22 protein-coding genes are annotated in these 24,419 nt (G+C 66.5%); 13 read left to right on the top strand and 9 right to left on the bottom strand.

Annotated features, from left to right (window positions below):
• Nucleotides 1-39 precede the first annotated feature (39 nt).
• Complete coding sequence (gene fer / locus C479_RS08685; RefSeq protein WP_007701052.1) at nucleotides 40-429, bottom strand: ferredoxin Fer; 390 nt, start codon at nucleotides 427-429, stop codon at nucleotides 40-42.
• Nucleotides 430-611: 182 nt separating this feature from the next.
• On the bottom strand, nucleotides 612-1,811 hold the full coding sequence (locus C479_RS08680) for an inorganic phosphate transporter (RefSeq protein ID WP_007701050.1): 1,200 nt from the start codon (nucleotides 1,809-1,811) through the stop codon (nucleotides 612-614).
• A 134-nt stretch (nucleotides 1,812-1,945) separates the two neighbouring features.
• On the opposite strand from C479_RS08680, the gene C479_RS08675 reads away from it, so the two are divergent.
• Nucleotides 1,946-2,722 carry a hypothetical protein gene (locus tag C479_RS08675; protein ID WP_049907175.1) on the top strand — a complete coding sequence of 259 codons (777 nt, stop codon included), beginning with the start codon at nucleotides 1,946-1,948 and terminating at the stop codon, nucleotides 2,720-2,722.
• 131 nt (nucleotides 2,723-2,853) lie between these two features.
• Here C479_RS08675 and C479_RS08670 read toward each other — a convergent pair whose 3' ends face one another.
• From C479_RS08670 to C479_RS08660, 3 genes are all read right to left on the bottom strand, one after another.
• Nucleotides 2,854-3,282, bottom strand: a complete 429-nt coding sequence (locus C479_RS08670) for a universal stress protein (RefSeq protein WP_007701045.1) — start codon at nucleotides 3,280-3,282, stop codon at nucleotides 2,854-2,856.
• 89 nt (nucleotides 3,283-3,371) lie between these two features.
• Nucleotides 3,372-4,547: an inorganic phosphate transporter gene (locus C479_RS08665; protein ID WP_007701043.1), complete on the bottom strand. Its 1,176-nt coding sequence runs from the start codon at nucleotides 4,545-4,547 to the stop codon at nucleotides 3,372-3,374.
• 101 nt (nucleotides 4,548-4,648) lie between these two features.
• Nucleotides 4,649-6,454, bottom strand: coding sequence for an SLC13 family permease (locus tag C479_RS08660; protein WP_049907211.1), 1,806 nt, complete (start codon nucleotides 6,452-6,454; stop codon nucleotides 4,649-4,651).
• A gap of 432 nt (nucleotides 6,455-6,886) precedes the next feature.
• On the opposite strand from C479_RS08660, the gene C479_RS08655 reads away from it, so the two are divergent.
• The 3 genes from C479_RS08655 (at nucleotide 6,887) to hisA (ending at nucleotide 10,152) form a co-directional block, all read left to right on the top strand.
• The gene (locus tag C479_RS08655) at nucleotides 6,887-8,317 is read left to right on the top strand and encodes an adenylosuccinate synthase (protein WP_049907210.1); all 1,431 of its coding nucleotides are present in this window, start codon (nucleotides 6,887-6,889) and stop codon (nucleotides 8,315-8,317) included.
• A 4-nt stretch (nucleotides 8,318-8,321) separates the two neighbouring features.
• Complete coding sequence (locus C479_RS08650) at nucleotides 8,322-9,260, top strand: DUF7351 domain-containing protein (protein ID WP_007701036.1); 939 nt, start codon at nucleotides 8,322-8,324, stop codon at nucleotides 9,258-9,260.
• A gap of 160 nt (nucleotides 9,261-9,420) precedes the next feature.
• Nucleotides 9,421-10,152, top strand: coding sequence for a 1-(5-phosphoribosyl)-5-[(5-phosphoribosylamino)methylideneamino]imidazole-4-carboxamide isomerase (gene hisA / locus C479_RS08645; RefSeq protein WP_007701032.1), 732 nt, complete (start codon nucleotides 9,421-9,423; stop codon nucleotides 10,150-10,152).
• Between the two features lie 95 nt (nucleotides 10,153-10,247).
• Here hisA and C479_RS08640 read toward each other — a convergent pair whose 3' ends face one another.
• Complete coding sequence (locus C479_RS08640; RefSeq protein WP_007701028.1) at nucleotides 10,248-10,511, bottom strand: hypothetical protein; 264 nt, start codon at nucleotides 10,509-10,511, stop codon at nucleotides 10,248-10,250.
• 333 nt (nucleotides 10,512-10,844) lie between these two features.
• Between C479_RS08640 and hisB the strand changes: the two genes are divergently transcribed.
• Together hisB and C479_RS08630 are read left to right on the top strand one after the other, a co-directional pair.
• Nucleotides 10,845-11,435, top strand: coding sequence for an imidazoleglycerol-phosphate dehydratase HisB (gene hisB / locus C479_RS08635; protein ID WP_007701025.1), 591 nt, complete (start codon nucleotides 10,845-10,847; stop codon nucleotides 11,433-11,435).
• Nucleotides 11,436-11,632: 197 nt separating this feature from the next.
• Nucleotides 11,633-14,278, top strand: a complete 2,646-nt coding sequence (locus C479_RS08630; protein ID WP_007701023.1) for a heavy metal translocating P-type ATPase — start codon at nucleotides 11,633-11,635, stop codon at nucleotides 14,276-14,278.
• A gap of 73 nt (nucleotides 14,279-14,351) precedes the next feature.
• Here C479_RS08630 and C479_RS08625 read toward each other — a convergent pair whose 3' ends face one another.
• Complete coding sequence (locus C479_RS08625; RefSeq protein WP_007701020.1) at nucleotides 14,352-15,089, bottom strand: hypothetical protein; 738 nt, start codon at nucleotides 15,087-15,089, stop codon at nucleotides 14,352-14,354.
• Between the two features lie 206 nt (nucleotides 15,090-15,295).
• Between C479_RS08625 and C479_RS08620 the strand changes: the two genes are divergently transcribed.
• The 4 genes from C479_RS08620 to C479_RS08605 all read left to right on the top strand — a co-directional run bounded on the left by C479_RS08620 (nucleotide 15,296) and on the right by C479_RS08605 (nucleotide 19,081).
• Nucleotides 15,296-15,799 carry a hypothetical protein gene (locus C479_RS08620; RefSeq protein WP_007701015.1) on the top strand — a complete coding sequence of 168 codons (504 nt, stop codon included), beginning with the start codon at nucleotides 15,296-15,298 and terminating at the stop codon, nucleotides 15,797-15,799.
• Nucleotides 15,800-15,825: 26 nt separating this feature from the next.
• On the top strand, nucleotides 15,826-16,431 hold the full coding sequence (locus C479_RS08615; RefSeq protein ID WP_049907209.1) for an IMPACT family protein: 606 nt from the start codon (nucleotides 15,826-15,828) through the stop codon (nucleotides 16,429-16,431).
• 138 nt (nucleotides 16,432-16,569) lie between these two features.
• On the top strand, nucleotides 16,570-18,747 hold the full coding sequence (locus C479_RS08610; protein WP_007701011.1) for a S9 family peptidase: 2,178 nt from the start codon (nucleotides 16,570-16,572) through the stop codon (nucleotides 18,745-18,747).
• A gap of 136 nt (nucleotides 18,748-18,883) precedes the next feature.
• Nucleotides 18,884-19,081, top strand: coding sequence for a YgaP family membrane protein (locus C479_RS08605; RefSeq protein ID WP_007701008.1), 198 nt, complete (start codon nucleotides 18,884-18,886; stop codon nucleotides 19,079-19,081).
• A 134-nt stretch (nucleotides 19,082-19,215) separates the two neighbouring features.
• On the opposite strand, the gene upp is transcribed toward C479_RS08605, so the two are convergent.
• Nucleotides 19,216-19,893, bottom strand: coding sequence for a uracil phosphoribosyltransferase (gene upp, locus C479_RS08600; RefSeq protein ID WP_007701004.1), 678 nt, complete (start codon nucleotides 19,891-19,893; stop codon nucleotides 19,216-19,218).
• Between the two features lie 227 nt (nucleotides 19,894-20,120).
• Between upp and C479_RS08595 the strand changes: the two genes are divergently transcribed.
• The 3 genes from C479_RS08595 to C479_RS08585 all read left to right on the top strand — a co-directional run bounded on the left by C479_RS08595 (nucleotide 20,121) and on the right by C479_RS08585 (nucleotide 22,886).
• Nucleotides 20,121-20,840, top strand: coding sequence for a DUF5828 family protein (locus C479_RS08595; protein WP_007701001.1), 720 nt, complete (start codon nucleotides 20,121-20,123; stop codon nucleotides 20,838-20,840).
• A 130-nt stretch (nucleotides 20,841-20,970) separates the two neighbouring features.
• Nucleotides 20,971-22,158: an inorganic phosphate transporter gene (locus C479_RS08590; RefSeq protein ID WP_007700996.1), complete on the top strand. Its 1,188-nt coding sequence runs from the start codon at nucleotides 20,971-20,973 to the stop codon at nucleotides 22,156-22,158.
• 50 nt (nucleotides 22,159-22,208) lie between these two features.
• Nucleotides 22,209-22,886, top strand: coding sequence for a hypothetical protein (locus C479_RS08585; protein ID WP_007700993.1), 678 nt, complete (start codon nucleotides 22,209-22,211; stop codon nucleotides 22,884-22,886).
• A 45-nt stretch (nucleotides 22,887-22,931) separates the two neighbouring features.
• On the opposite strand, the gene C479_RS08580 is transcribed toward C479_RS08585, so the two are convergent.
• Nucleotides 22,932-24,335: a hemolysin family protein gene (locus tag C479_RS08580; RefSeq protein ID WP_007700990.1), complete on the bottom strand. Its 1,404-nt coding sequence runs from the start codon at nucleotides 24,333-24,335 to the stop codon at nucleotides 22,932-22,934.
• Between the last annotated feature and the right edge of the window lie 84 nt (nucleotides 24,336-24,419).

Below are 24,419 nucleotides of genomic sequence, written 5' to 3'. Positions count from 1 at the left end.
GGTGGGCGAAAACGGCAGTATCGCGAAAGAGGAGACCGCTTAGATGACGCGGTTCTGCAGGTAGTCTAAGTGCTTTGCGTTGTAGACGATCTTGACCTCGTCGGTCAGGGCGTGACCGATGCAGGTCAGGCGGACGTTCTTCTCTTCGACCTCCTCGTCGGAGAGGATCTGCTGCATGTCCATCTCGAGTTCGCCTTCCTTGAGGATGGCCGCACAGTTCGCACAGGCGCCGGCGCGGCAGGAGAAGGGCCAGTCGTAGCCCTGGGCCTCGGCGGCTTCGAGGATGTACTCGCCCTCGTTGACCTCGAGCGTGCCGTAGTCCTCGTCGTCGAGGCCGGCGTCGGCAGCCTGATCGAAGAGGTCGTCGTCGTCCATCTCCCAGCCGTGATCGTCCAGCACTTCGTAGTTGAGGTATTCTACCGTGGGCATCAGCGGAGAATTCGGCACCCGCCCTGTAATACCTTGCTGTTGCGACTTGCATCGTTACTCACGTAGGATATCCTGGGAATCGACGGTGAGAGTCCGGTATTCCACAGAATACGGGGTCGATCGACTGCGGGACCGGCACCTCGGCGGTCGATGCATCCGACCGATTACTTCGCCGATACCGTTCAGAGCCCGAAAGCCGGGAGGAACCGGAACGTGAGATAGGCCCCGACTGTCGCGATGGCCGGCACGACGTTCTGCATGAGAACGACCTTGGCGGTCGTCCCCGGGTCGAAGAGGTCCGACGCCCGGGGGATGTCCGTCGGCTCCTCCTCACCGATCTCCGGGAGCGGCTCGCCTTCCTCCTCGGCCGTCAGTGCGCCGACGGAGACGTGCGTCTCTTCCCCTCTGGCGACTTCGGGGAGCGTCGTCGTCCGGGTCGCCCGGCCCCAGCCGAGGCCGATGATGCTCATCGTCGCGATGACGACGAAGCTCGCGGGCACGCCGAGCGAGGAGAGGACGATGACGATCGAGGAACTCACGACGGCGACGACGATCGCCGCCGTCAGGGGCAGGTTCGTGATGTCGTTGCCGAGCGTGTCGAGCGTGCGGCGGGCGATCGTGAAACAGCCGACGGTGACCGCGGCGGAGCCGAGCAGGATCAGCGGGATCATCTCGACCTCGCCGGTTCCGTAGATCGGCGCGATCGCGTTCGCGATGTTGCTCGTCCCGGAGGAGAAGGCCATCAGACAGCCGATGGCGACGACGACCAGCGCGCCCGTCTTCTCGCGGCGATCGGCGTCCGGTCCGAATCGGATGCGGGGGAAGACCCCGTTCCACGCGATCTGCACCATGAGTTCGTCCTCGTCGTTGCTCCCCTCGATCGCGACCCAGGCGTTGATCCGCGGATAGAAGTACCGCCCGACGACGCCGGAGACCCAGAAACCGAGGATCGGGGCGACGATCCACCAGCTGACGATCTCGCCGAGGACGACCCAGTTCACCGCGTCCGTCGCGAACCCAAGCGCGGCGATGGCGCCGACGGCGGTCATCGACGTCGAGGCCGGCACGCCAGCGTAGTTGCCGACGAACAGGGCCCCGCCGATGAAGAAGAGGACGGCGACGTTCGCCCGCATCGTGAAGATCCCAGTGTCCGTGACCAGCTCCTCCCCGAGGGTCGTGACGACCTGGGGGCCGATCGTGATTGCCCCGAGGAAGAAGAACACGGCCATCAGGCCGGCGGCCATCACCTTCGAGATCACGTTCGCGCCGACGGCTGGGCCGAAGGCCGGGCCGGTCGTGGCGCCGCCGATGTTGTATCCGACGAAGACGGCGACGCCCAATCCGACGACGAGGAGCGGTTCCAACACGGTATCTATCACCATCCACACCGTCCGCGCTCAAAAGAACGTTCATCTGCACTGATCGGGGGCCGCCGTCGACGTGATGATCACCCGCACCGTTCGCCGACGGCCGCCGATCCAGAGGTTTTACCGGGGTACGCCGCAAGGTCGTAGCCATGAACCCGGTCCGCATTGATGCGATCGTCGATCTGACCTACGGCGCCTTGATCGTCCTCTCGATCGGGCTGATCGCCACCGGTGATACGAACGTCGGCCTCGCGTTCGGGGTCGGCGTCTTCGCCTCCTACGTCGTCCACGTCGTCTGGAAGATGTCCCGATTCGATCCGGACTGGATGACGAACGCCGTCCGCGAGTCCGTCGAGAAGGAAGTCGGCGAGACGATGGACAAGACGGTCGGGAAAACCGTGGAGGAGACGGTCGAGAAGACAGTCGACGAGACGGTCGGCGAAACGGTCGAACAGACGGTGGAGAAGACGATGGACGAGACGGTCGGAAAAACCGTCGAGGAGACAGTGGAGAAGACAGTCGACGAGAAGGTCGGCGAAACGGTCGAGCAGACGGTCGGTGAAACGGTCGAAGAGACCGTCGGCGAGACTGTCGAACAGAAAGTCGGCGAAACCGTGGAGGAGACGGTGGAGAAGACGATGGACGAGAAGGTTGGCGAGACGGTCGAAGAAACGGTCGGTGAAACCGTCGAACAGAAAGTCGGTGAGACGGTCGAGGAGACGGTCGGGGAGACCGTCGAAGAGACGGTCGCCGAGACCGTGGAGGAGACGGTCCCGGACACGATCGAAGAGACCGTCGTCGAGCAGATCGAGGACGTCCAAAAGCAAGTCGAGTCGGTCGAAGAGCGCGTCGATCGCCGGCCACGAGAGGACGAAGTCGAGGAGTTGATCGAAGAGACGACCGAGAACGACGACGAACAGGCGTAACTCGTTCGGTCCGCGATCGGCGACACTCGTTCGATCAGTCGACCGACAACACTCGTTCGGTCAGCCAGTCCAATACACTCGTTGCTCGCCAGTCGAAAGCACGCGTCCACATCCTTCCCGGATCGGCTCGATCACCGGATCGACGTGACGGGAATGGGCGACCGACGGAACACGTCTCTCGCGACGTTGCCGACCAGGAATCGCCGTGTGACGTCTGCACTGTGTTCGCCGTGGCTGCCCATCACGATGACGTCGTAGTCGTCCGCGTCGCGAACGATGACTCGTGCCGGATGGCCCACTCCGACGGTGGTGTCGATCTCTTGCTCGTGGTCGGCCGCAACGGCGCGGGCTCGTTTCAGCACGGGGGCGGCATGTTCCCGTGACGCCTCGTCCAGATCGTCTTCCAGCGCGAGACTGACCGCGTCGCCCATCAGCATCGAGGGCACGCCGACGACCGTGAGGACGGTCACGTCGGCGTCGGGATGCGTTTCGAGTGCGTACTCGAGGGCCCGCTCGGCCATCTCGGAGTCGTCCATCGGAACGAGGACGCGAAAGCCCATGTGACACGCTACACCGAGACGGTGAATAAGTACGGTGGTCGAATCAGTGGACTCCGTCGGTAGATACCCTCACGCGAGAGGCCGCCCTCTCAGGCGATGCCAGGGACGAGCACGAAGAAGCCGTACGCCAGCGCCGTCGACATCGTCGGCCCGATTATCCACATCGAGATGTACTTGATGATGGCGCCCGGGTTGAACAGGTCGCGCGCGTCGAGGACCTCGCTCCGCTCTGCTTCGCCGATCGGGCGCGGTTGGGTACCCGCCGTCTCCTCGGCGGTGAGGGCCCCCATCGCGATCTCCGACTCTCCGGCTTCGCCCGCGACCGCCTCCTTGACGGTAACCGGTCGGGTCGCCCGGCCCCACCCGAGACCGACGATCGTCATGACCGACCCCATCACGAGGCTGATCGGAATTCCCATCGACGAGAGGACGGTCGTGATCGTGGAGGCCGTGATCATGACGATCAGCGCCGCGAGCAGGGGAATGTCGCTCAGTTCGCCCCCGACGGACTCCATCGTCCGGCGGGCGATCGTAAAGCCGCCCAGTCCGATCGCCACCGTCGCGATGAGGATGGCCGGGTTCGGTTCGAGCGCCCCGCTGCTGACGAGCGGTGCGACGGCGTTGGGCACGTTACTCGCACCGGCGCTGAACGCCATGTAACAGCCGACGATCAGCACGACGATCGTGCTCACGAGTTCGCGATAGGTCGTGTTCGGTCCGAGAGCCGGTGTCGGGAGACCCCCGCTTCGATCGAACGTGAGCAGCGGCCCCGGCGAGTTTTCGATTCCGACCCGGCGATTGAGCTCCGGATAGATGTACCGGCCAATGAACGCGCCGATCCAGAACCCGATAATGGGCGTGACGATCCACCACGAGAGGATCCAGGCGATCGTCTCGTAGTTCACCGTCCCCGTCGCCAGCCCCAACCCAGCGATGGCGCCCACCGTCGTCATCGACGTCGGCACGGGGACGCCGAAGACGTTCGCGATCAGGATCCCCAGACCGATGAAGAACAGGACGGCGACGCCTGCCGCGAGCGAGATCTCGATCGTGATGATGTCGCCCGAAAGCGTGTCCATCACGTTCCGTCCGACGGTCCACCCGCCGAGGAAGACGAACACCGTCATCAGCCCGGCCGCCGTCGTCTTCTTCAACAGACCGGCGCCGACGGCCGGTCCCCACGCGATCCCGGTGGATGAGCCCCCGATGTTGAAGCCGACGAAGAGCGACGCGATCACACCCACGATCAACACCGTCTCTACCATACTAGCAGGGGCAATGCCGTCCGTCCTGATGTAGGTACTGTCTTTCAACGAAGTATGTCGGCGGTCGGCCACCGATATCGGAACTGCGACGGCTGCTCCGACTACACGCCCCAGATCACCACGATTCCGAGCGTCGTCACGACGGCCAGCAGCAACTGCAACGGGGCGCCAACCCGCGCGAAGTCGCTAAACCGATAGCCGCCGGGGCCGTACACCATCAGGTTCGTCTGGTAGCCGACGGGCGAAAGGAGCGGCGTCGAACAGGCGAAGACGACGGCGAGGACGAACGCGTAGGGATCCGCACCGATTCGGACGGCCACGTCGAACCCGATGGGGATCATGAGGACGACACTCGCGTTGTTCGAGAGCAGTTCCGTCAGCAACGCCGTAAAGAGATACAGCAGGCCGAGGACGAGGACGACGTGATACTCGCCAACGATCGCGACGGCGTGTCCGGCCAGGAACGCTGCGGCACCGGTCTCTTCTAGCGCGATGCCGAGCGGGATGAGCCCCGCGAGCAGGACGATCACACTCCAGTCGACGCCATCCCAGAGTTCGCGGGGTTCGAGGATCCCGGCGGCGACCATCGCGCCGGCGCCGGCGATCGCCGTCACCAGGATCGGCTGCACGTCGAGGGCGGCGAGCCCGACGACACCGGCGACGATTCCGAGCGCGAGGGGGAGCTTCTCACGCCGGTACGTCGGTCGGGTGAACTCCTGGGCGACGATGACGTTCCGGTTCCGTCCGAGGCGATCGAGCGCGTCGTGATCCGCCTGAACGAGCAGGGTGTCGCCACCGCGAAGCGGGCGCAGGTCCATCCGCGTGTTGAATACGTCCGGACCGCGTCGCAAGGCGAGCACCGTCGCGCCGTATCGCTGGCGGAAGCTCGTCGATTCGAGTGTCTCACCGACGAGATCGCCGTCGGGGGCGACGATCACCTCCGCCAGTCGCTGTTCAGTCCCGCCGTTCTCGTCGCAGGCGATCTCGAGGTCCGCCTCGTCGATTCCCCGTCGCGGGCGGTGAGAGAGCCCTTCGACGGCCGCGAGGTCGATCACCCCTTCTCGGCCCGTCCGCACGATGAGGACGTCGGCTGGCCGCAACTCCTTCTCGTCGATCGAGGCGCCGAACGCGTCCTCGTCGCGCAGGAGGGTGACCGCCTCCAGGTCGACGTCGACCGCTTCGAGCGCGGCGTGGACGGTCGTTCCAACGAGCGGCGAGTCGGTCGGGACGGTCACTTCGGTCAGGTAGCCGGAGACGTCGAACTCGTCCGTGAGCGCCTCGCTCGGTTCGATCCGCTCGGGAAGCAACGCCGGCGCGACCAGCAGAAGGTAGAGCGATCCCGTCGCCAGCACTAGCGCGCCGAGCGCGGTGAACTCGAACATCGAGAACGGGCGCCCGAGGTAGGCGTCCCTGGCGACGATCGAACTCGCCAGGATGTTCGTCGAGGTACCGATCAGCGTGAGCATCCCGCCGAGCATCGAGGCGTAGGAGAGTGGGATGAGCAGCCGCGATGGCGAGGTCCCCGTCCGCTCGGCCAGGTCGATGACGACCGGGATCATGATCGCGACGACGGGCGTATTGTTGATGAACCCGGCCGAGAGACCCGAGACGCCGACGATCGAGCCCAGCTGGCGCCGATCGCTGTCGCCCGCGAACGCGGCCAGGCGCTCGCCCAGCAGCTGGACGGCCCCGGTTCGACGGATACCCTCGCTCAGGACGAACATCATGAGGACCGTAATCGTCGCCGGGCTGGCGAAGCCCGAAATCCCTTCCTCCGGCGAGATGGTCGTCCACGGCTCCAGAACCACGAGCGCGACGATCACGCCGAGCGCGGTGACGTCGAGTGGCACCGGCTGGGTGACGAAGAGGACGACTGCGACCACGACGATCGCGAAGACGACGAGCATCGCTGGCGATAGCGATGGCGTGTCGACAGGCTGCGCGGCGAGTGGTCGGGTGAGTCCGGCCACTGCCGGCTGCGAATCGAGATGCATCACTGTCTGTGGATCGACCGCCGTCGCAATCTGCAAATCGAGCGCCGTCACAGCCCGCGGATCGAACGCCATCGTCCCGCAGTCGCTGACACTCCACGGTATCGGTCCACCGGGCCGCGTCACGAGGCCCGTTCCTACACCGTCACGACCTTAATATGGCAATCGTTCCGTTCGTCGAAGTCACGCACCGCGGAACGTCCACAGTCACTGTACGGCCGCGTGCCGAGCGCCGCCGGTGGGGCCTGCCCGATGGCCCGTGGATCGCGACTCCGTGTGAACGTCGCTTCACCAACGTGAATCGTGCTTCACAGAACGGTTACGACCCGGTCGGCCGTGGGTTTCGCCGTGAACGCAACTGTCATCGGTTCCCAGCTTGGGGACGAAGGAAAAGGCGGCATCGTCGACGTCTTCGCCGGCGATGCGGATATCGTCGTCAGGTATCAGGGTGGCGCCAACGCCGGCCACACCGTCGCACACGACGGTGAGACGTACGAACTTCGGCTGCTTCCGAGCGGTGTCGTCCAGGGTGCCGTGGGCGTCCTCGGAAACGGCTGCGTCGTCGACCTCTCGGTCCTCTTCGCCGAACTCGATGCACTCCGCGAGCGGGGCATTTCTCCCGACGTACGGATCGACGCTCGCGCACACGTCGTGTTGCCGTATCATCGTGCACTGGATTCGATCGAGGAAACAGCCAGAGGCGAGACTGGTGACACCGTCGGGACGACCGGCAACGGGATCGGCCCGGCCTACGAGGACAAAGCCGGGCGGCGCGGCGTCCGGGCGGGTGATCTGGTCGCCTCCGGACCACACGACGGCCAGCTCGACGCCCTCGTCTCGCGGAAGCGGCGACTCGTCGAGGCCATCACCGACGGAGATGCGGCTTCCATCGCTGTCGACGGCTCCGATGTCACCTCTTCTGCGGCCGACTCGACGGCTCCGTTCGACGCCGATGCCATCGCAGAAACGCTCCGGGAGTGGGGCGAGCGCCTCGACGCCGAAAATATGGTCGTCGACACCGGAGCCTTCCTCACTGCGAGCCATCACGACGGGAAGTCGATCGTGTTCGAAGGGGCGCAAGGAACGCACATCGACGTCGATCACGGCACCTACCCGTTCGTCACGTCGTCGAACCCGACGCTCGGGGGTGCGATCACCGGTACCGGTGTCGATCCCTCGATCGTCGCCGGCGGTCACGTGATTGGCGTCGTGAAGAGCTATCTCTCCCGGGTTGGCAACGGTCCGATGCCGACGGAACTGGCCGAACGCCGGGCCGACGAGGTGCGGGAGCTGGTCGGCGCGTTCGGCACGGTCACGGGTCGCCCCCGTCGGATCGGCTGGCTCGATCTCCCGATGCTCCGACACGCGACCCGCGTGAACGGTTTCACGGGCCTCGCGATCACTCACGTCGATACCCTCGCCGAATTCGACGGGCTTCGGCTCTGTACGGCCTACGAGCTGGATGGTGAACGCGTCGAGACGATTCCGGCCACTCGATCGGCGTGGGAGCGGTGCGAGCCGATCTACGAATCGATGGCGACCTGGGCACCACAGGACTGGGATGCGGTCGCCCAAACAGGCTACGGCGCCATCCCGGACGCCGCGAGAACGTACCTCGAGACCGTCGCCGAAGCGCTGGACGTCCCGCTCGTCGCGGTTGGCGTCGGACCCGGGCGCGAAGCGACGGTCGTCCTGGCGAACCCGCTCGACGAAGCCCGCTCGCTCGATCGGGGTTCGGACACCAGACCGATAGTCCCCCGTGACGAATCTGCCACCTGAACGAATGCGTCCCGACGAACCGGTTGGCGACGAATCGGATCCGAGCGCCCTCGACGCCGAGACCGCGTTCTCGCTCCTGGCCGACGAGACGCGCGTCGCGATCGTCCGGGAACTCGGCGAAGCGACGGCTTCACCCGAGACCGGAATCGCCCACCTTGGCTACGCCGAGTTGCAGTCGCGCGTCGATATCCGCGACTCCGGGCGTTTCAACTACCATCTGACGAAGCTGTGTGGCAACTACGTCGCGAAGGAATCCGACGGATATCACCTCCGCTGGCCCGGGATGGTACTATTCCGGACGCTCGTCGCCGGCCTGCTCACGGAGGAATCGGCGCCGGCGCTCGCCGACGTCGACGTCGGGACCGACTGCCACCGGTGCGGTCACTCCATCGAACTCACACGCTACGAGACGCTCGTCCGCGTTCGCTGTCCCACGTGCGACGCGAACTACACGGACATCTCGCTGCCGTCTCACGGCCTGGTCGACCGTGACCGAGACGCACTATTACAGACCGTTCACCGACGGAGTCGGTCGATCATGAGTGCGATGACGGCTGGCCAATGCCCCTGGTGTGCGCAGGCCGTCGAGCCCGAAATCCACGCCGAGCGCTCCCTCCCGTCCCAGCATGACACGCGTGAGCTCGATGCCTACGTCGTCTACCACTGCACCGAGTGTACCGGCTTTCAGTACGCACCGGTTGCCCAGACGCTGTGCTATCAGCCGGTCACGATCTCGTTCTTCCACGAACACGGGCGCGATCTCACGGCGATCCCGCGCTGGGAGCTCGTCTGGGCCGTGACCGACCGGACGACCACCGTTCTCGATCGTGACCCGTGGCGGTTCTCGATCCGGGTCCCGCTCGAGTCGGCGGAACTCGTCGTCGAACTCGACGAACGACTCGCCGTCGTCGACTCACGCACGCAACCACGTGGCGGGGAGTGAAGGCCCCGATGGGGAGTGTATTGCCGATAGGAGTCGCGATGCCCGGTCGGCCGGAACAGTCGACCCGTCGACCGAATCTACGACGACCCGCCGACCTGACCACGATAACCCGTCGACCGGGATCAGCACCCTTACTTCGTCGCCGGCCGCCTCCGTACGTATGAACCACTTCCCGACGTTCGAGGTGATCCCCGCCGTCGACGTCCAGGATGGCGAGGTCGTCCAGCTCGTCCAGGGCGAGCGGGGGACCGAGAAACGGTACGGCGATCCCGTCGAGGCGGCCGAGCGTTGGATCGACGCCGGCGCTCGATCGCTGCATCTCGTCGACCTCGACGGTGCGTTCGACGGTGAGCGGGCCAACGCCGCGGCCATCGAAGCGGTCGTCGACGCCGTCTCCATCCCCGTCCAGGTTGGCGGCGGTATCCGCACCGCGGGCGAGGCCCTCTCGCTGCTCGATCGCGGCGTCGACCGCGTCATCCTCGGGACTGCGGCCGTCGAGGAGCCAGCCATCGTCGCCGAGATTGCCGATACCCGTCCCGAATCGGTCGTCGTGAGCCTCGACGCGAAAGACGGCGAGGTCGTCGTCGAGGGGTGGACCGAAGGAACCGGTCTCACGCCCGCGGAAGCGGCCGAACGCTACGCCGACCTCGGTGCCGCCGCGATCCTCTTTACGAACGTCGACGTCGAGGGCCAGCTCGAGGGGATCGCTGCAGAACCAGTCCGCGAACTCGTCGAGGCGACGAACCTCCCGGTGATCGCCAGCGGCGGCGTCGCGACGCTAGCGGATGTTCAGGCCCTCTCCGACGCCGGCGCGGCGGCCGCAGTCGTCGGGAGTGCACTCTACGAGGGCCGATTCACGCTCGCCGAGGGGCAGCAGGCTGTCGAGGAATAGGGAACCGCGGTCGATCGTGATGGACTGTCCAGCGCGGGGATGGCGGCTGGCGGCAGCGGGGCGGTCTCGATGGGGAGACGGCTCCGTGTGGCGTGTCAGGGCTGTTTGTGTCCGTGACCGACGTACAGCGCGAGGAGGTTGAGGACCACCAGTGCGACGAACGAGAGGGCCGCGCCGGTACTTTCGAGTCCGTTCGTGAGGACGCCGACGATGACGAACGGGAGCCCGATGGCGCCCCAGAACGCGACGACCTGCAGGGGCGTCTTCACCGTTCGGAGGACCGGGCTCACCAGTGCGTCCACTTCGCGACCGAACCGTGCGACCGGGCCGGGGACCAGGAGGGATGATTTGGACAGCATCTGTGATCAGCGCTCGTGAGAACCACGGGATCCGTACCGTCATATAATCCGACCAATCTTGGCGTCATTTCGGTTGGTTTCACAGTGTAAGGGTCCGATTATGACATTTTATACGGGGCTCAAAACTGGTTAGACGTTTTATCGTACTATCTATGGGCCTTAAATTGGTCTCGCCTGATTGTCCCCCTTCCACTGGAACGGTCGGTCACTCGCCGGCTCGATCAGCGCCGATCTCCGTTGCCAGTTGTCGCTGACTCCCGTTTTACCGTCCTCGATCCGCTGGCTAGCGTCGTGAGCGGAACCGCCTTGTAGCCGCAGGTTCGTGTCTCCGGCATGAGCGATCGAGCCGCGACGGTTTCGCGGGAGACGGCCGAGACGACGATCGAGTGCACGCTCGCGCTCGACGGAACGGGCGAGGCCGACGTCGAGACGGGTATCGGTTTCTTCGACCACATGCTCACTGCGGTCGCGACGCACGGGCTGTTCGACCTCTCCGTCACGTGCGATGGTGACCTCCACGTCGACGACCACCACACCGTCGAGGACGTCGGCCTCTGTCTCGGCACCGCACTCGACGAAGCGCTCGGCGACCGGGCCGGTATCGTCCGCTTCGCCGACCGTCGGGTTCCCCTCGACGAGGCCGTCGCGAGCGTCGTCGTCGACGTCAGCGGCCGCCCGCTCTACCGCTTCGACGGGGAGTTCTCCCAGGAGTCGGTGGGCGGTCTCACGAGTCACATGGCCGGACACTTCTGGCGCTCGGTCGCGACGAACGCCGGCCTCACCATGCACGCCGATATCGAGGGCGAGAACGCCCACCACGAGATCGAGGCGCTGTTCAAGGCCGCCGCGCGAACGCTGGACGACGCGACCCGTATCGACGACCGGCGCGCCGACGCGACGCCGAGTACGAAGGGCGAACTGTAGCGAACAGCGTGGCCGAGCCGCTCCATCTCTCCGTGGAACCGCTGGTGCCGTCACTGCCACCACGAAACCGTTTTTCCCGTCCAGCCCGGAGTACGTCCTATGTCCCACTGTTTCCGGGATTCGGGCGTGCTGCGGCTCGTTCGCGGTGTCACGAGTCTGCACGCCGACCGGAAACGCCCCGCCTCGGGTGATCGTCGGTGACCGCCGACGTCGGTCCCGAGACGGACGGCACCTGCACACTGTGTGAGCTACCCCTCGAAGCGACGGTCGTCACGGACGACGAGGGGAATCGGTACTGCTGTGCCGGCTGCAAGCACGTCGCGGGCACGCTCGACGACGCGACGGATCCGGCCGACGTCGACGGCGCTGCCGTCGCCGAGGGAACGGCGTCGGAGCCCGACGAACCGACGGAGGCACCGCCGGGAACCGAGCGCGCGTTTTTCCAGATCGAGGGGATGCACTGCTCGACTTGTGAGGTGTTCATCGAAGGGTCGGGTTCGGAGGCCGACGGCGTCGCCGACGTCGCGGCGAGCTACGTCTCCGAAACCGTCCGCGTCGATTACGATCCCGACGAGACCGACCCCGACGCGGTCGCCGAGGACCTGACCGGCCTCGGCTACACCGCCTACCACCGGGAAAACGCCCTCGCGAAGCGCCGTGCGGAGGACCAGAACGAGATCCGCCTCATCGTGGGCATCCTCTTCGGGATGGTCGTGATGATGCAGTATCTCCTGCTCGTCTACCCGCTGCACGTCAACCTCTTCTACCCGGAACGCACCCACGAGTTCCTCACCGAGATGGTCACGAGCTCGGCCTCGGTCCCGTTCTTCCTCGTCCTCTTCGCGCTGACGAGCGTCGTCCTCTTCGTCACCGGCGGCCCCATCCTCAGAGGCGCCTACGTCAGTCTGAAGACGCGGAACCCGAACATGGACCTGCTGGTCGCACTCGCCGCCACGGCAGCCTACGTCTACAGCACGCTCGCGGTGGTCGTGGGTGAGCCGACGGAGATCTACTACGACGTCACCGTCGCGATCGTCCTCGTCGTCACCGTCGGCGGCTACTACGAGGGGACGATCAAGCAACGGGCGACCGAGGCCCTCGCCGATCTCTCGGCCGCCCAGGTCGACACGGCCGAACGCTACGAGGCCGACGGCTCGACGACCACCGTCGACGTCTCCGCCCTCACCGACGGGGACCGATTCCTGGTTCGCGGCGGCGAACGGATCCCGGTCGACGGGGTCGTCGACGAAGGTGCGGGGGCGGTCGACGAAGCGGTCATCACCGGCGAATCCTTGCCCGTCTCGAAGGAGCCGGGCGACCGCGTGGTCGGCGGCTCGATCCTGGCCGAGGGCTCGCTCGTCGTCGGCGTCGACGGCGAACCGACGAGCAGCGTCGACCGCATCGCCGACCTCGTCTGGGACCTCCAGAGCGCTCGCGGCGGTATTCAGGGACTGGCCGATCGGTTGGCGACGATCTTCGTCCCGGTGGTCGTGACGCTGGCGCTCGTCGTGACGGCGGGCTACCTCGTCCTCGGCGCGCCTGTCTCGAACGCGTTGCTCGTCGGCCTCACCGTCCTCATCGTCTCCTGTCCCTGTGCGCTCGGCCTCGCGACCCCGCTCGCGGTCGCGTCGAGTATACGCGAAGCCCTGGAACGCGGCATCGTCGTCTTCGACGAGACCGTCTTCGAGCGCATCCGCGACGTCGACGTCGTCGTCTTCGACAAGACGGGCACGCTCACCACCGGCGAGATGGAGGTGCTGGACGCCAGCGGTCCCGCCACCCTCCTCGAACGCGCCGGGGTCCTGGAGCAGCGCTCTGCCCACCCCGTCGCGGGGGCGATCGCCGACGCGTTCGGGCCGGACGCGGCGGGTGCGGACGGAGGCGACCAGTCGACTCCGGGATCGCCGTCGAGCGCCAGTGTCGGCCCGGCGACCGACGGCGGCGTCCCGACCGGCGAGTCGGACAGGGCGACGGCCGCGGACGGCCAGCAATCGGACGAAGCACTCACGGAATCTGCCGCCGACGCGCCTGCGAACGCCGACGACGCACCGGCAGACGGCACCACGGACGACGAATCGACGGACCTCCCCGCGGACGACCGCCTGTCGGACTTCGAGTCCTACGCCACGGGCGTCGGTGGAACCGTCGACGGCGCGGCCGTGCTGGTCGGTCACCCCGATCTGTTCGTCGAGCGCGGCTGGACCGTCCCCGACGAACTCGCCGGCCGCGCCGAATCGGAGCGGGCCGCCGGTCGCCTTCCGATCCTCGTCGGCCGTGACGGCGCGGCCGCCGGAATCGTCGTCGTCGGCGACGAACCTCGCGACGGCTGGGACGAAACGGTCACCGATCTCGCCGATCGCGGCGTCGACGTCGTCGTCCTCACCGGCGACGAGGAAGCGGCTGCGACCCGGTTCCGCGAGCACGACGGCGTCGCGGAGGTCTTCGCGGGCGTCCCGCCGGAGGGGAAAGCCGAGACGGTCCGCCGCCTGCGCGCCCGCGGCAAGACGGCGATGATCGGCGACGGAACCAACGACGCCCCTGCACTCGCCAGCGCGGATCTCGGCATTGCACTCGGCGGTGGGACGGCACTGGCGGCCGACGCGGCCGACGTCGCCATCGTCGACGACGATCTCTCCTCCCTGTCGACGGTCTTCGCCATCGCGAACGCCGCCCGTCGCCGCGTCCGTCAGAACATCGGCTGGGCGTTCGTCTACAACGCTATCGCGATCCCACTCGCCGTGTCGACCCTGATCAATCCGCTGTTCGCCGCCGTCGCGATGGGCACGTCGAGTCTCCTCGTGGTGACGAACTCTTCGCGGGCGTTGCTTAGCGACGAGGAGTAGTACTCAGTCCGTTCGATCTTCTTCGACGGCACGGATTCCCGACGGTCGACTCCGTCGGTCCCCACGGACCAACCTATCCCAACCGGACGTTCCGGCCGTCTTCGATCAGGTCACCCTGTTCGACGGCGTGATCGACGACGGCTTCGACCTGGTGGTCTTCCAGGTCGTAGGCGCCCGCCGCGAGCGCCTCGACGTCGGCCCGGGCCATCGGGAACTCCCGGTTCTGCAAGAGTCTGAGCACTTTTCCGTAGGCTTTCGGCGCCGAGGGAGTGTTCGAGGTACCGGCCTGTGCCCCGGTCACGGTCGATGCGTCGTCGTTCGCGTTGGCAGCCTCAGTCGCCGACGGGGTGGTGTCGTCGGCTGTTCTGTCTCCCGGCTGGATCGCGACGCCCTCGTCGCCGGTCGAGCGCTCGGACGCACTCGGCGTGACGACGTCGCCAGCCTCGTCATCGGGTGCGTTGGTCTCTATCCCCGGCGTGCCACGGCTCGTGGTCTCCTCGGTATCACGGGTGCTGAGGGGACGGGTTTCCGACTGGTCGTCGTGTTCGTCGTCGGTTCCGGACGCCTGGCGATCGGTTCGCCCGTTCGATTGCGCGTCGTCTGCGGACTCCTCGCTGCCTGTTTCTCCCGTCGGCGCCGCCCCGGCGCGGGCGAGTAGCGGTTCCAGCAGTTCTTCGAGCGTCGGCTGGCAGTCGCCACAGAGGACGACGCGGCGCTGCTCGGCCTCCGTCGGGTCCAATTCCGGTGGCACGATCTCGAACGTGCCGACCGCGTCGTCGCCACAGAAGTCACAGGTCCGGAGCTGTCGCATGCGCGGTGATTGCCGGTCGGTGACCAAAAAACCGCCCGTCCCGATCGGTCGTCGGACGACGCCCCGTGCGACCGCCGCCTCGCCTGTCGTCGGTTCGTCGCGGCTCGCCCCGTCAAGCTCGACTGCCGTCGCCGAATCGGCTCGTCGTCACCAGCCCCGGTCCGCGCTCCGGGACAGATATGTGCGTGGCCCCAAAAGCGGGGCGCATGTTCGACGAGATCATGGAGAAGTTCGAGGGCTCGCCGAGCCAGCAGGCCGTGATCCGGCTGCTGTTAGAGCGAGGCTTCTCCGTCAGCGACGAGGGGCGGGTGGTCTCCGGCGGGATCGAGATTCCCAACACGGGCATCGCTCGCGAGATCGACGTCGATCGCCGCGTCGTCGACTCGACCACCGACGCCATCCTCGCGGATGGGGAACTCCGGCGTATCTTCCAGAACATCTCACAGGTGCCGAGTCTGATGGACCTCGCACCGGTACTCGACCTGACGGTCCTCTCGATCGAGGTCGACGACCCCGACGCCGGGGGGATCGTCGCGACGGTGACGGGCGTCGTCGCCGACCGCGGCGTCTCGATCCGCCAGACGATCAGCGAAGACCCCGAATTCACGGACGAACCGCGCCTCTACCTCGTCACCGACCAGGACATCCCCGGCTCGCTCATCACGGAACTTCGTGATCTGTCGTTCGTCCGTTCGATCGAGTTGCAGTGATCGCGTCCGGGAACTCCTCTCTCGCCATGGATTCGTACACCACCGTCGCCGAGGCCGCCACCGCCAGCTTCGAGGTGCAGGGATCGGAGTTTCTGGGCCACGTCCGCCCCGTCGAGTCGGTGGCGGCGGCCGAGGACTTCGTCGACGAGGTTCGCGAGACCTACGCCGACGCGACGCACAACGTCCCTGCCTACCGCGTGCGGACGGATCCGGACGCCGACTTTCTCCGTGAGTATTCGAACGACGACGGTGAACCGTCGGGATCTGCCGGCAAACCCGCACTCTCGGTCCTGCAAGGACAGGAACTCGAGAACGTCGCCGTCGTCGTCACGCGCTACTACGGCGGGACGAACCTCGGCGTCGGTGGTCTCGTCAGGGCGTACTCGCAGGCAGTGAAAGACGCCGTCGAGGCCGCCGGCGTGGTGGAACGGCGACCGCACGAGCGGGTCGTGATCGGCGTCGACTACGACGATTCGGGGACGGTTCGGGCCATCATCGAGAGCGAGGGCTACGACGTCGACGCCGAATACGATGAGGCCGTGACGTTCGCCGTCGACGTTCCGGTCGCCGAGGCCGACGCCTTTCGCGACCGACTCCGGAGTGCGACCAGCGGGCGGGCGAACCTCGATTGAGCGCCGTCTCACTCGCCGTCCACCTTCGGTCCGGGCTGGTGGCGAACGTAACCGGTCGCCCCGCTGCAATCGGTCGAGTGCGACGCCACCTAGTTTCGAAGCGAAACGTATAATCGCTGTCGGCTGTTGGCACGGGGTATGCACCCGATTGCCGCGGCCGATTTTCACACCCTCGTGCAGGTTGGCGATCCGCGACTGTCTCCGGACGGCGAGCGAGTCGCGTTCGTCCGGCAGACGGCCGACGACGACGACCAGTCCGCCGTCGCGACGATTCACGTCGCCTCGGCCGACGGCGGTGAGCCTCGACAGTTCACCGTCTCCGAGGGCGTCGACAGCCAGCCCCGGTGGGGCCCGGACGGCGAGTACCTGGCGTTCGTGAGCACGCGCGGGGCAGACGACGACCGCCCACAGCTGTGGGTCCTCCCGACCGCGGGTGGCGAGGCGCGTCAGGTGACCGAAGTCGCTGGCGGCGTCGCCGGCATCGAGTGGAGCCCCGACGGCTCGCGCATCGTCTTCACCCAGGCGTCGACCCCCGAGGACCGCGAGGAGGGCCGTGACCTGTCCGTCGAGCCGGACTTCGAACCCGAGACGCCGGATCCGCGGGTCATCGATCGGATGAACTTCCGCTCGATGCAGCAGTACGCCGACGGGAAGCGAAACCACGTCTACGTGCTGGACGTCGAACGGGCGATCGAGGCCGCCGAGGCGGCGGGCGACGAGCCCGCTCGCGAAGACGCGCTCACGCGGCTCACCGACGGCGACACTGACTACATCGGTGCCGCGTGGGGCGACGACGAGACGATCTACTACGCGAGCAAGCCCGCGGACGAGGCCGTCCCGGACGATTCGGTCGTCCTCGACATCTACGCGCATCCGCTCGACGCGGACGCCGACCCCGAGGTTCTCACGCAGACGATCGGCTGGGGCGGGATGATCGAGGCGACGACCGATGGACTGGTCGCGTTCCCGCGCACGCCCGAAGAGCGGATGACGATGCGACAGGTCGACATCGTCGTCTACGACACCGAGACCGGCGAGGAAGTAGTGCCGACGGACCCACTCGACCGGACGCTCGCCCACGGCGGCGGCTTCCAGTGGGGGCCGGACGAGGAGTCGCTCTTCTTCGCGACGCCCGACGAGGGGGCAGTCTGCCTGTGGTCCGTGCCCGGTGACGCGAGCGCCGATCCGAACCGTGTCTACGACGGCCGGAGTCACGTCGACGGATTCTCCGTCGGTGCCGACCACCTGGCCGTCACGCAGAGCGAGTGGGACCACCCCGGCGACGTCTTCCTCGCCGACCGCTCGGGCGGCGATCCGACTCGCCTCACCGACGTCAACGCCGACTACTTCGCGGAGCACGCGGTCGCCGAACCCGAGGAACTGTGGTTCGAGAGTGACGGCGCCGAGTGTCAGGGCTGGCTGCTGACGCCGCCGTCTGGCGTCGAACCTGCGGACGTTGGTGACGACGCCGACACAAACGGCGCCGACGCGATCGGCGACGAGCCGTACCCGCTCGTCGTCGAGATCCACGGCGGGCCGCACGTCCAGTGGACCACGTCGGGAACGATGTGGCACGAGTTCCAGACGCTCGCCGCGAACGGCTACGCCGTCTTCTGGTCGAACCCGCGCGGCTCGACGGGTTACGGCGAGGACCACGCGACGGCCACCTACCGCGACTGGGGCGACAAGACGCTGGAGGATGTCCTCGCGGGTGCCGACGTGGTGAGCGAGCGCCCCGAGGTCGACGCCGACGAGCAGTACGTCACCGGCGGCAGTTTCGGCGGCTACATGACCGCCTGGGCGGTCGGGCGCACCGACCGCTTCACCGCCGCAGTCGCCCAGCGGGGCGTCTACGACCTCACCGGCTTCTACGGGTCGACCGACGGCGCGTACAAGCTCGTCGAGTACGACTTCGGCGCCACCCCGTGGGAGGAGCCACAGTTCCTCTGGGAGCACTCGCCGGTCTCGCTCGTCCCCGAGGTCGACACGCCCACGCTCCTCGTCCACTCCGACCGCGACTACCGGACACCCGCCAACGGCGCCGAACTCTACTACACCGGCCTGAAGAAACACCGCGTCGACACCCGTCTCGTCCGGTATCCTCGCGAGGGACACGAACTCTCGCGATCGGGTGAACCGGGCCACGTCGTCGACCGCATCGAGCGGATCGTCCGCTGGTTCGACGGCTATTCCGACCGCACAGACGTCCCGCCAGCGCTCGAACGCGAACCGAACGCGGGGCTATCGGCCGCTGGCGACCCTGGCGAAGATGACGAGGACGAAGGCCCAGACGGCGAGTCAGCCAACGACGCGTAACGGAGTCTACAGCCCGGGCTGGCTGGTTGTCCCGGTTTCGACGGTACGTGACGGAAACCGATGGCACGTGACCGGCAGTCGAGTCGTTCGTGAATCGTCCCTGACTACTAACTCGCTTCTCCACGAACGCCCGGGTATGGACCGGAACGTCGGTGGATTCGATCGTGCGCTTCGCGTTTTGGTCGCACTCGTCCTGCTCGTCGTCGGCTATCGGCGGCGCGATTCGACGGCCGGGACGCTCGCGTTTCTCGCCGGGAGCGATCTGTTGGCGACCGTCGTGATCGGTCGCTGTCCGGTGAACGCGGTCCTCGGCATCGACACCTGCTCGTCGTGACCTCGCGGGGAACGGAGTGACCCGCTCGGTGTTCCGCGATTCTCGCTCACTGCGTTCGCTCACGGGTCACGTGCGTTCCCCGTTCGCGCTCCCGAGGCCTCACTTCGTTCGGCCTCGCACGCTCCGAACCGCGCTTACGTCGTCCGGAACGCCCGATCCCCAGCGTCACCGAGACCGGGGACGATGTAGCCGTCGTCGTCGAGATAATCGTCGATCGAGACGGTGAGGAGGTCGGCCTGCGGGAACGCGTCGCCGACGCGGAGCAGTCCTTCGGGAGCCGAGACGGCCGAGAGGACGATGAGGTGCTCCGGGTCGGGGGCGTTCTCGACGACGTGGTCGAGGACGGCGTTCATCGTCGACCCGGTCGCGAGCATCGGATCGGCGACGATGACGGTGTCGTCTTCGGTGATCTCGGGGAGCTTGACGTAGTCGATGGTGATCGGGAACGAGCCGTCCTCGGCGCGGCCGCCGGACTCGTCCCGGCTGGCGCTGATGACGCCCTGCCGGGCGCGCGGGAACGCCTTCAGCAAGCCCTCGACGAACGGCGTCGCAGCCCGGAGGACGTTGATGATGACGACGTCGTCGAGCCCTTTGACGCGCTCGCCCATCGTCGGTTCGAGCGGCGTCTCGATCTCGACGTACTCCGTCTCCATCCGGCCGTCGATGATCTCGTAGCCACAGAGTCGACCCAGCTTCACCAGTCCCTTCCGGAACGCGACCTGTTCGGTCTCGACCGATCGGAGCCGAGAGAGTGTGTCCCGAGCGAGCCCGTGCGTGACGAGGTAGGCGTCGTCGCGATCTTCGATTGGCATGCGAGGTATTCGGACCAGTGCCTGCCTGAACTTTGCGGTCTCGTGTCGCCGCCACCGTCCGCACTGCGGCGGCGACCTGTCGGGCGATTCCCCATCGTCTGGGACGTTTGGTCGGCCACCCGTCGATCCGGGACGGTCGCTCCCGCGGCCGTGGGCACTGATGACACGCCCGGCCCCTTCGGCGACGAAGTTTATAACGACGCAAGTCATAGACCCGCGCCAGTCGGATGGAAGAGAGCATCTCCGGGTTCAAGATCCGCGGCGACTGGGGCGACGTCGTCGAGCATGGCGAACGGATTACCGCTGCCCTCCGGGAAGCGGACGCCCACGACGCCGAGACCGACGTCGGAAGCCAGTACGCTGACGCCTTCGTCGAGTGGGAGGAGTGGCGTCCAAAGAGTCACGAACGGCTGGACAGCCACGTCAGCGAGAAGACCGCCGAACAGGCTCGCGTCGAGGAAGGAAAGGGCGAAAAAGCCGGGAAAGACCCGGACGAGGACATCAAAACCGCCGGCGAGAAACTCTCGGAGTCCTACAAGGCGCTCGAGGACGACGACGCCGACGAAGCCGTCAACAACTGGCGCGAGTCGATCGACTACGTCGCGCGCGCCGCTGACTCCGCCAGCCGCAAGGCGATCCGTCGCGTCGAGGACACCGTCTACCAGCGAGTGATGACCCAGCTCGCGCCCTACTACTTCGACAACGAACTGATCAGCGCCAACGTCCAGCAGTCGGGACGGGGCAATGGCACCGAGGAGTTCGTCTTCGAGGTCAACGTCAACGACGACGACCTCAAAGATCGCGTCTCGGCCACGCTCGCCGACCTCGACGACGAGATCGACCGCTGGCACGTCGAGACCGAGAAGGACACCGAGGCCGCCGAAGCGATCGAAGGGGCCGAGCCCCCACCGGAACCCGAAGACAGTTCGCGCTCCACGACGACCTGAGGCTGCGTTCGCGTCACTCTCTCTCTCTCTCGATACACGTTCTCACAGCCCGTCGGCCCTCCCGTGGCAACTCTGAACTCGTTGCGTCGGTCGGCACACACTTGTACCCCCCGCCGGTACGGGCGAGTAGATGGTCGACATCGTCACGCTGGGGACGTTCCTCGTCGCCGCTGGCGCCAGCCTCTTCATGGCCTGGTCGATCGGTGCTGGCTCCAGCGGGTCGACACCGTTCGCGCCGGCGGTCGGCGCGAACGCGATATCGGTGATGCGAGCCGGTTTTCTCGTCGGGTTGCTCGGCATCTCCGGGGCGATTCTCCAGGGACAGAACGTCTCCGAGGCGATGGGCCGGGATCTCATTGCCGGCGTCTCGCTCTCGCCGGCGGCGGCGACACTCGCGCTCACGATCGCTGCCGTTCTCGTCGCAACCGGCGTCTTCACCGGCTACCCGATCGCAACTGCCTTCACGGCCACCGGCTCGGTGATCGGCGTCGGTCTGGCGCTGGGCGGCGATCCCGCCTGGGCGAAGTACACCGAGATCGGGGCGATGTGGATACTCACTCCGTTCGTCGGCGGCTTCGCCGCGTACCTCATCGCCCGATCGTTGCGTGACGAGCCAATCTCCGAGCGGACGCTCGTCGCCCTGCTCGGGGTGCTGGTCGGTGTCATCGTCGCCAACATCGAGTTCGCGGTTCTCGGTGAGGGGACTGCCGCGGCCTCGATCGCCGCGGCAGCCGGGGGGCCGATCCCCGGTCCCGCCGCAGTCGGCCCGGTCCTGGTGACGGTCGCCGTCGCCGTGCTCTGGGCCGTCCCGATCACGATCGGCATGCACGCAGATCCCATCAGGACAGAGCGTCGATTCCTCCTCGTCATGGGCGGCCTCGTCGCCTTTTCGGCCGGTGGCAGCCAGGTCGGGCTGGCGGTCGGTCCGCTCGTCCCCTTGAGCGAGGATGTCGGCCTCCCGCTCGTCGCCCTGCTCGCCGGCGGCGGCGTGGGGCTGTTGATCGGCTCGTGGACCGGCGCGCCCCGGATGATCAAGGCGATCTCGCAGGACTACTCCTCGCTCGGCCCCCGTCGTTCGATCGCGGCGCTCATCCCGTCGTTCGCCCTCGCGCAGGCCGCCGTCCTGTTCGGGATCCCCGTCTCCTTCAACGAAATCGTGGTTAGCTCCATCATCGGCAGCGGATTCGCCGCGGCCGGCTCCGGGGGCGTCAGCGCCCGGAAGATCGGCTTTACGATCCTCGCGTGGATCCTCTCCTTTCTCGGCGCGCTCGTCGTCGGCTTCGGCGGCTTCAGCGCGTTTCAGTTCGTCGTCGGCTAGAATCGCTGCGAGACCGAAGGGTCTACTGTCGTCGGCCGGCGAGTGCGGGTATGACAGAGGCGGCTCGCATACAATGGCATCGTGATGCCGACACCTCGCCCCTGATCAGGGTCTGCTGGAGCCTCGGCGTCGGAACCCTGTTCGGCGCACTTGCTCTCATCGTCTTCGGCCGCCTGCTCGGACTCGCAGCGCAGGTTGGCGGGCAGGGGCTCTTGCTCGGCGCACTCGTCGCGACGGGCGTGGCGGTGCTGGCGCTCGCGCTCGCGGGGAACCCGGCACAGCGACTCGCAACCATCGTCGGCTATCTGCCCGTCGTCGAGTACATGCCGGACGAGGCGGCCGACACCCGCCTCAAACGCGGGATCGACGCGGCCGTCGGCGCCGTGTTCGTGGGCGCGCTCATCGCCGGTTTCGACACGTTCATCGAGGGGAACGTCGGCGAGATGCTCGCCGCAGCGATGATCCCGCTCTCGGTCGTTTTTCTCCTCGCTGCCGTCTTCATGCGCTCGACCGGCGTTCTCGACCGTGACGAAGGCGTCCTCTTCCTCTACGACCCCGAAGATGCGATCGATCTGGCGCAGCTGTCGGCCGTCTCGACGCGGTCGATCGGTGGGTCTGCGCTCGTCCGACTCCACTATCGGACACCGGACAACGAGTACGTCCCCGGCCCCCGACGACTCCTCCTGCCAAAACGAGTCGCGACCGAACTCGAGTCGCTCGTCGGATAACGAGCCGTTCGTCAGAAACGAGTCGATCGTCGGAGACGACAGTGCTCAGGCGCCGTCGCCGTTCTCTGCGATGGCCGGGTCGGGGTCCGTTTCCGATCCGTCCGCGGATTCGTTCTGGTCCGGTTTTCTGAGCCTGGCTTTCATGATCCGCGTGTTCTCGACCTGCTCGACACGGATATCGATCCCGTCGTAGCAGATCGACTCGCCCTCTTCGACGAGGCGACCGGCACGGTTGAAGATGAAGCCGGCGATGGTCTCGAACTCCTCGCCCTCGGGGAGATCGACGCCGAGGGCCTCGTTGACGTCCTCGATGTTGACCTCGCCGCGAACGATCATCGTCCGGTCGTCGATCGTCTCGATCGGTTCGTCCTCGCCGCCCTCTAGGATCTCGCCGACGATCTCCTCGATCATGTCCTCCATCGTCACAAGCCCCTCGGTCGTCCCGAACTCGTCGATGACGATGGCCATGTGCATGCGATTCTCGCGCATCTCGGTCAACAACTCGTCGACGTTCTTCGACTCGGGGACGTGCAGCGTCGGCTGGATGACGTCGTTGATCTCGAGGTCTCCGTCGTCGGCCTCTCCGTAGTTACGATCACGGACCAGATCGCGGATGTTGACGACGCCAAGGATGTTGTCCAGACTGTTCTCGTAGACGGGAATGCGAGCGTGTCCGCTCTGGATACAGGTCTCGATGGCTTCGTCGATACTGTCGTCGACGGCGACGGCGGTCACGTCGAGCCGCGGCGTCATCACCTCCTTGACGATGGTGTTGTTGAAGCGGAAGATGCGCTGGAGCATCTCGTGTTCGTCCTCTTCTAAGACGCCCTCGCGCTCGCCCGACTCGATCATCTCCTGGATCTCGTCGCGCGTGACGTACGGTGACTCGATCTCGCCGCTCGACCCAGTCAGCTGGTTGATCCAGCGAGTGAGGTAATCGAAGAGGACGACCAGCGGGAGCAGGAGGTACTCCGTGGCTTTCAGTGGGGCAGCCACGCGGATCGACCAGGACTCGGGGTGCTCGACGGCGTAGGATTTCGGTGCACTCTCGCCGAACAGGAGGACGATGGCGGTGATCCCGAACGTCGCGAGTAACACGCCGACGAGGCCACCGAAGTGGATCGACAGCACTGCCGTCGCGATCGAGGACATCGCGATGTTGACGATGTTGTTCCCGACCAGGATCGTCACGAGCAAGCGGTGTGGGTCCTCTTTCAGCGCTTTCACCCGTTCAGCGCCCGGTACGCCGTCCTCGACGAGGCCGTCGACGCGGTGTTTCGGGAGCGAGAACATCGCGAGCTCCGACGACGAGAAGAACGCCGAACCGAGCAAGAGGAAGACGATCGCGATGCTCCCCAGGACCGTCACCACCGACTCGGTCAGACTGACACCGACGAACGGGATCTCGTACGCCGCGAGGACTGCCCCTGTCAGCGATCGAAGCACCATTGGCTGTCTGCAGTTTGCACTCCCCCCGATTAACGTTTGTCATGTGGGAAATCAACCTGTTCACCGTTCATACTCCGGACATAC

Origin of the sequence: Halovivax asiaticus JCM 14624 (assembly GCF_000337515.1) — an archaeon.
GTDB classification, from domain to species: Archaea; Halobacteriota; Halobacteria; order Halobacteriales; family Natrialbaceae; genus Halovivax; species Halovivax asiaticus.
The sequence above is the reverse complement of the archived record's forward strand: the minus strand, read 5'-3'. Positions and strand labels throughout refer to the sequence as shown.

Excerpts from the sequence above, each read along its gene's own strand:
- fer (WP_007701052.1), bottom strand. The coding sequence starts at position 429 with ATGCCCACGGTAGAATACCTCAACTACGAAGTGCTGGACGATCACGGC.
- C479_RS08680 (WP_007701050.1), bottom strand. The coding sequence starts at position 1,811 with ATGGTGATAGATACCGTGTTGGAACCGCTCCTCGTCGTCGGATTGGGC.
- C479_RS08675 (WP_049907175.1), top strand. The coding sequence starts at position 1,946 with ATGAACCCGGTCCGCATTGATGCGATCGTCGATCTGACCTACGGCGCC.
- C479_RS08670 (WP_007701045.1), bottom strand. The coding sequence starts at position 3,282 with ATGGGCTTTCGCGTCCTCGTTCCGATGGACGACTCCGAGATGGCCGAG.
- C479_RS08665 (WP_007701043.1), bottom strand. The coding sequence starts at position 4,547 with ATGGTAGAGACGGTGTTGATCGTGGGTGTGATCGCGTCGCTCTTCGTC.
- C479_RS08660 (WP_049907211.1), bottom strand. The coding sequence starts at position 6,454 with ATGCTCGTCGTCTTCGCGATCGTCGTGGTCGCAGTCGTCCTCTTCGTC.
- C479_RS08650 (WP_007701036.1), top strand. The coding sequence starts at position 8,322 with ATGCGTCCCGACGAACCGGTTGGCGACGAATCGGATCCGAGCGCCCTC.
- hisA (WP_007701032.1), top strand. The coding sequence starts at position 9,421 with ATGAACCACTTCCCGACGTTCGAGGTGATCCCCGCCGTCGACGTCCAG.
- C479_RS08640 (WP_007701028.1), bottom strand. The coding sequence starts at position 10,511 with ATGCTGTCCAAATCATCCCTCCTGGTCCCCGGCCCGGTCGCACGGTTC.
- hisB (WP_007701025.1), top strand. The coding sequence starts at position 10,845 with ATGAGCGATCGAGCCGCGACGGTTTCGCGGGAGACGGCCGAGACGACG.
- C479_RS08625 (WP_007701020.1), bottom strand. The coding sequence starts at position 15,089 with ATGCGACAGCTCCGGACCTGTGACTTCTGTGGCGACGACGCGGTCGGC.
- C479_RS08620 (WP_007701015.1), top strand. The coding sequence starts at position 15,296 with ATGTTCGACGAGATCATGGAGAAGTTCGAGGGCTCGCCGAGCCAGCAG.
- C479_RS08615 (WP_049907209.1), top strand. The coding sequence starts at position 15,826 with ATGGATTCGTACACCACCGTCGCCGAGGCCGCCACCGCCAGCTTCGAG.
- C479_RS08610 (WP_007701011.1), top strand. The coding sequence starts at position 16,570 with ATGCACCCGATTGCCGCGGCCGATTTTCACACCCTCGTGCAGGTTGGC.
- C479_RS08605 (WP_007701008.1), top strand. The coding sequence starts at position 18,884 with ATGGACCGGAACGTCGGTGGATTCGATCGTGCGCTTCGCGTTTTGGTC.
- upp (WP_007701004.1), bottom strand. The coding sequence starts at position 19,893 with ATGCCAATCGAAGATCGCGACGACGCCTACCTCGTCACGCACGGGCTC.
- C479_RS08595 (WP_007701001.1), top strand. The coding sequence starts at position 20,121 with ATGGAAGAGAGCATCTCCGGGTTCAAGATCCGCGGCGACTGGGGCGAC.
- C479_RS08590 (WP_007700996.1), top strand. The coding sequence starts at position 20,971 with ATGGTCGACATCGTCACGCTGGGGACGTTCCTCGTCGCCGCTGGCGCC.
- C479_RS08585 (WP_007700993.1), top strand. The coding sequence starts at position 22,209 with ATGACAGAGGCGGCTCGCATACAATGGCATCGTGATGCCGACACCTCG.
- C479_RS08580 (WP_007700990.1), bottom strand. The coding sequence starts at position 24,335 with ATGGTGCTTCGATCGCTGACAGGGGCAGTCCTCGCGGCGTACGAGATC.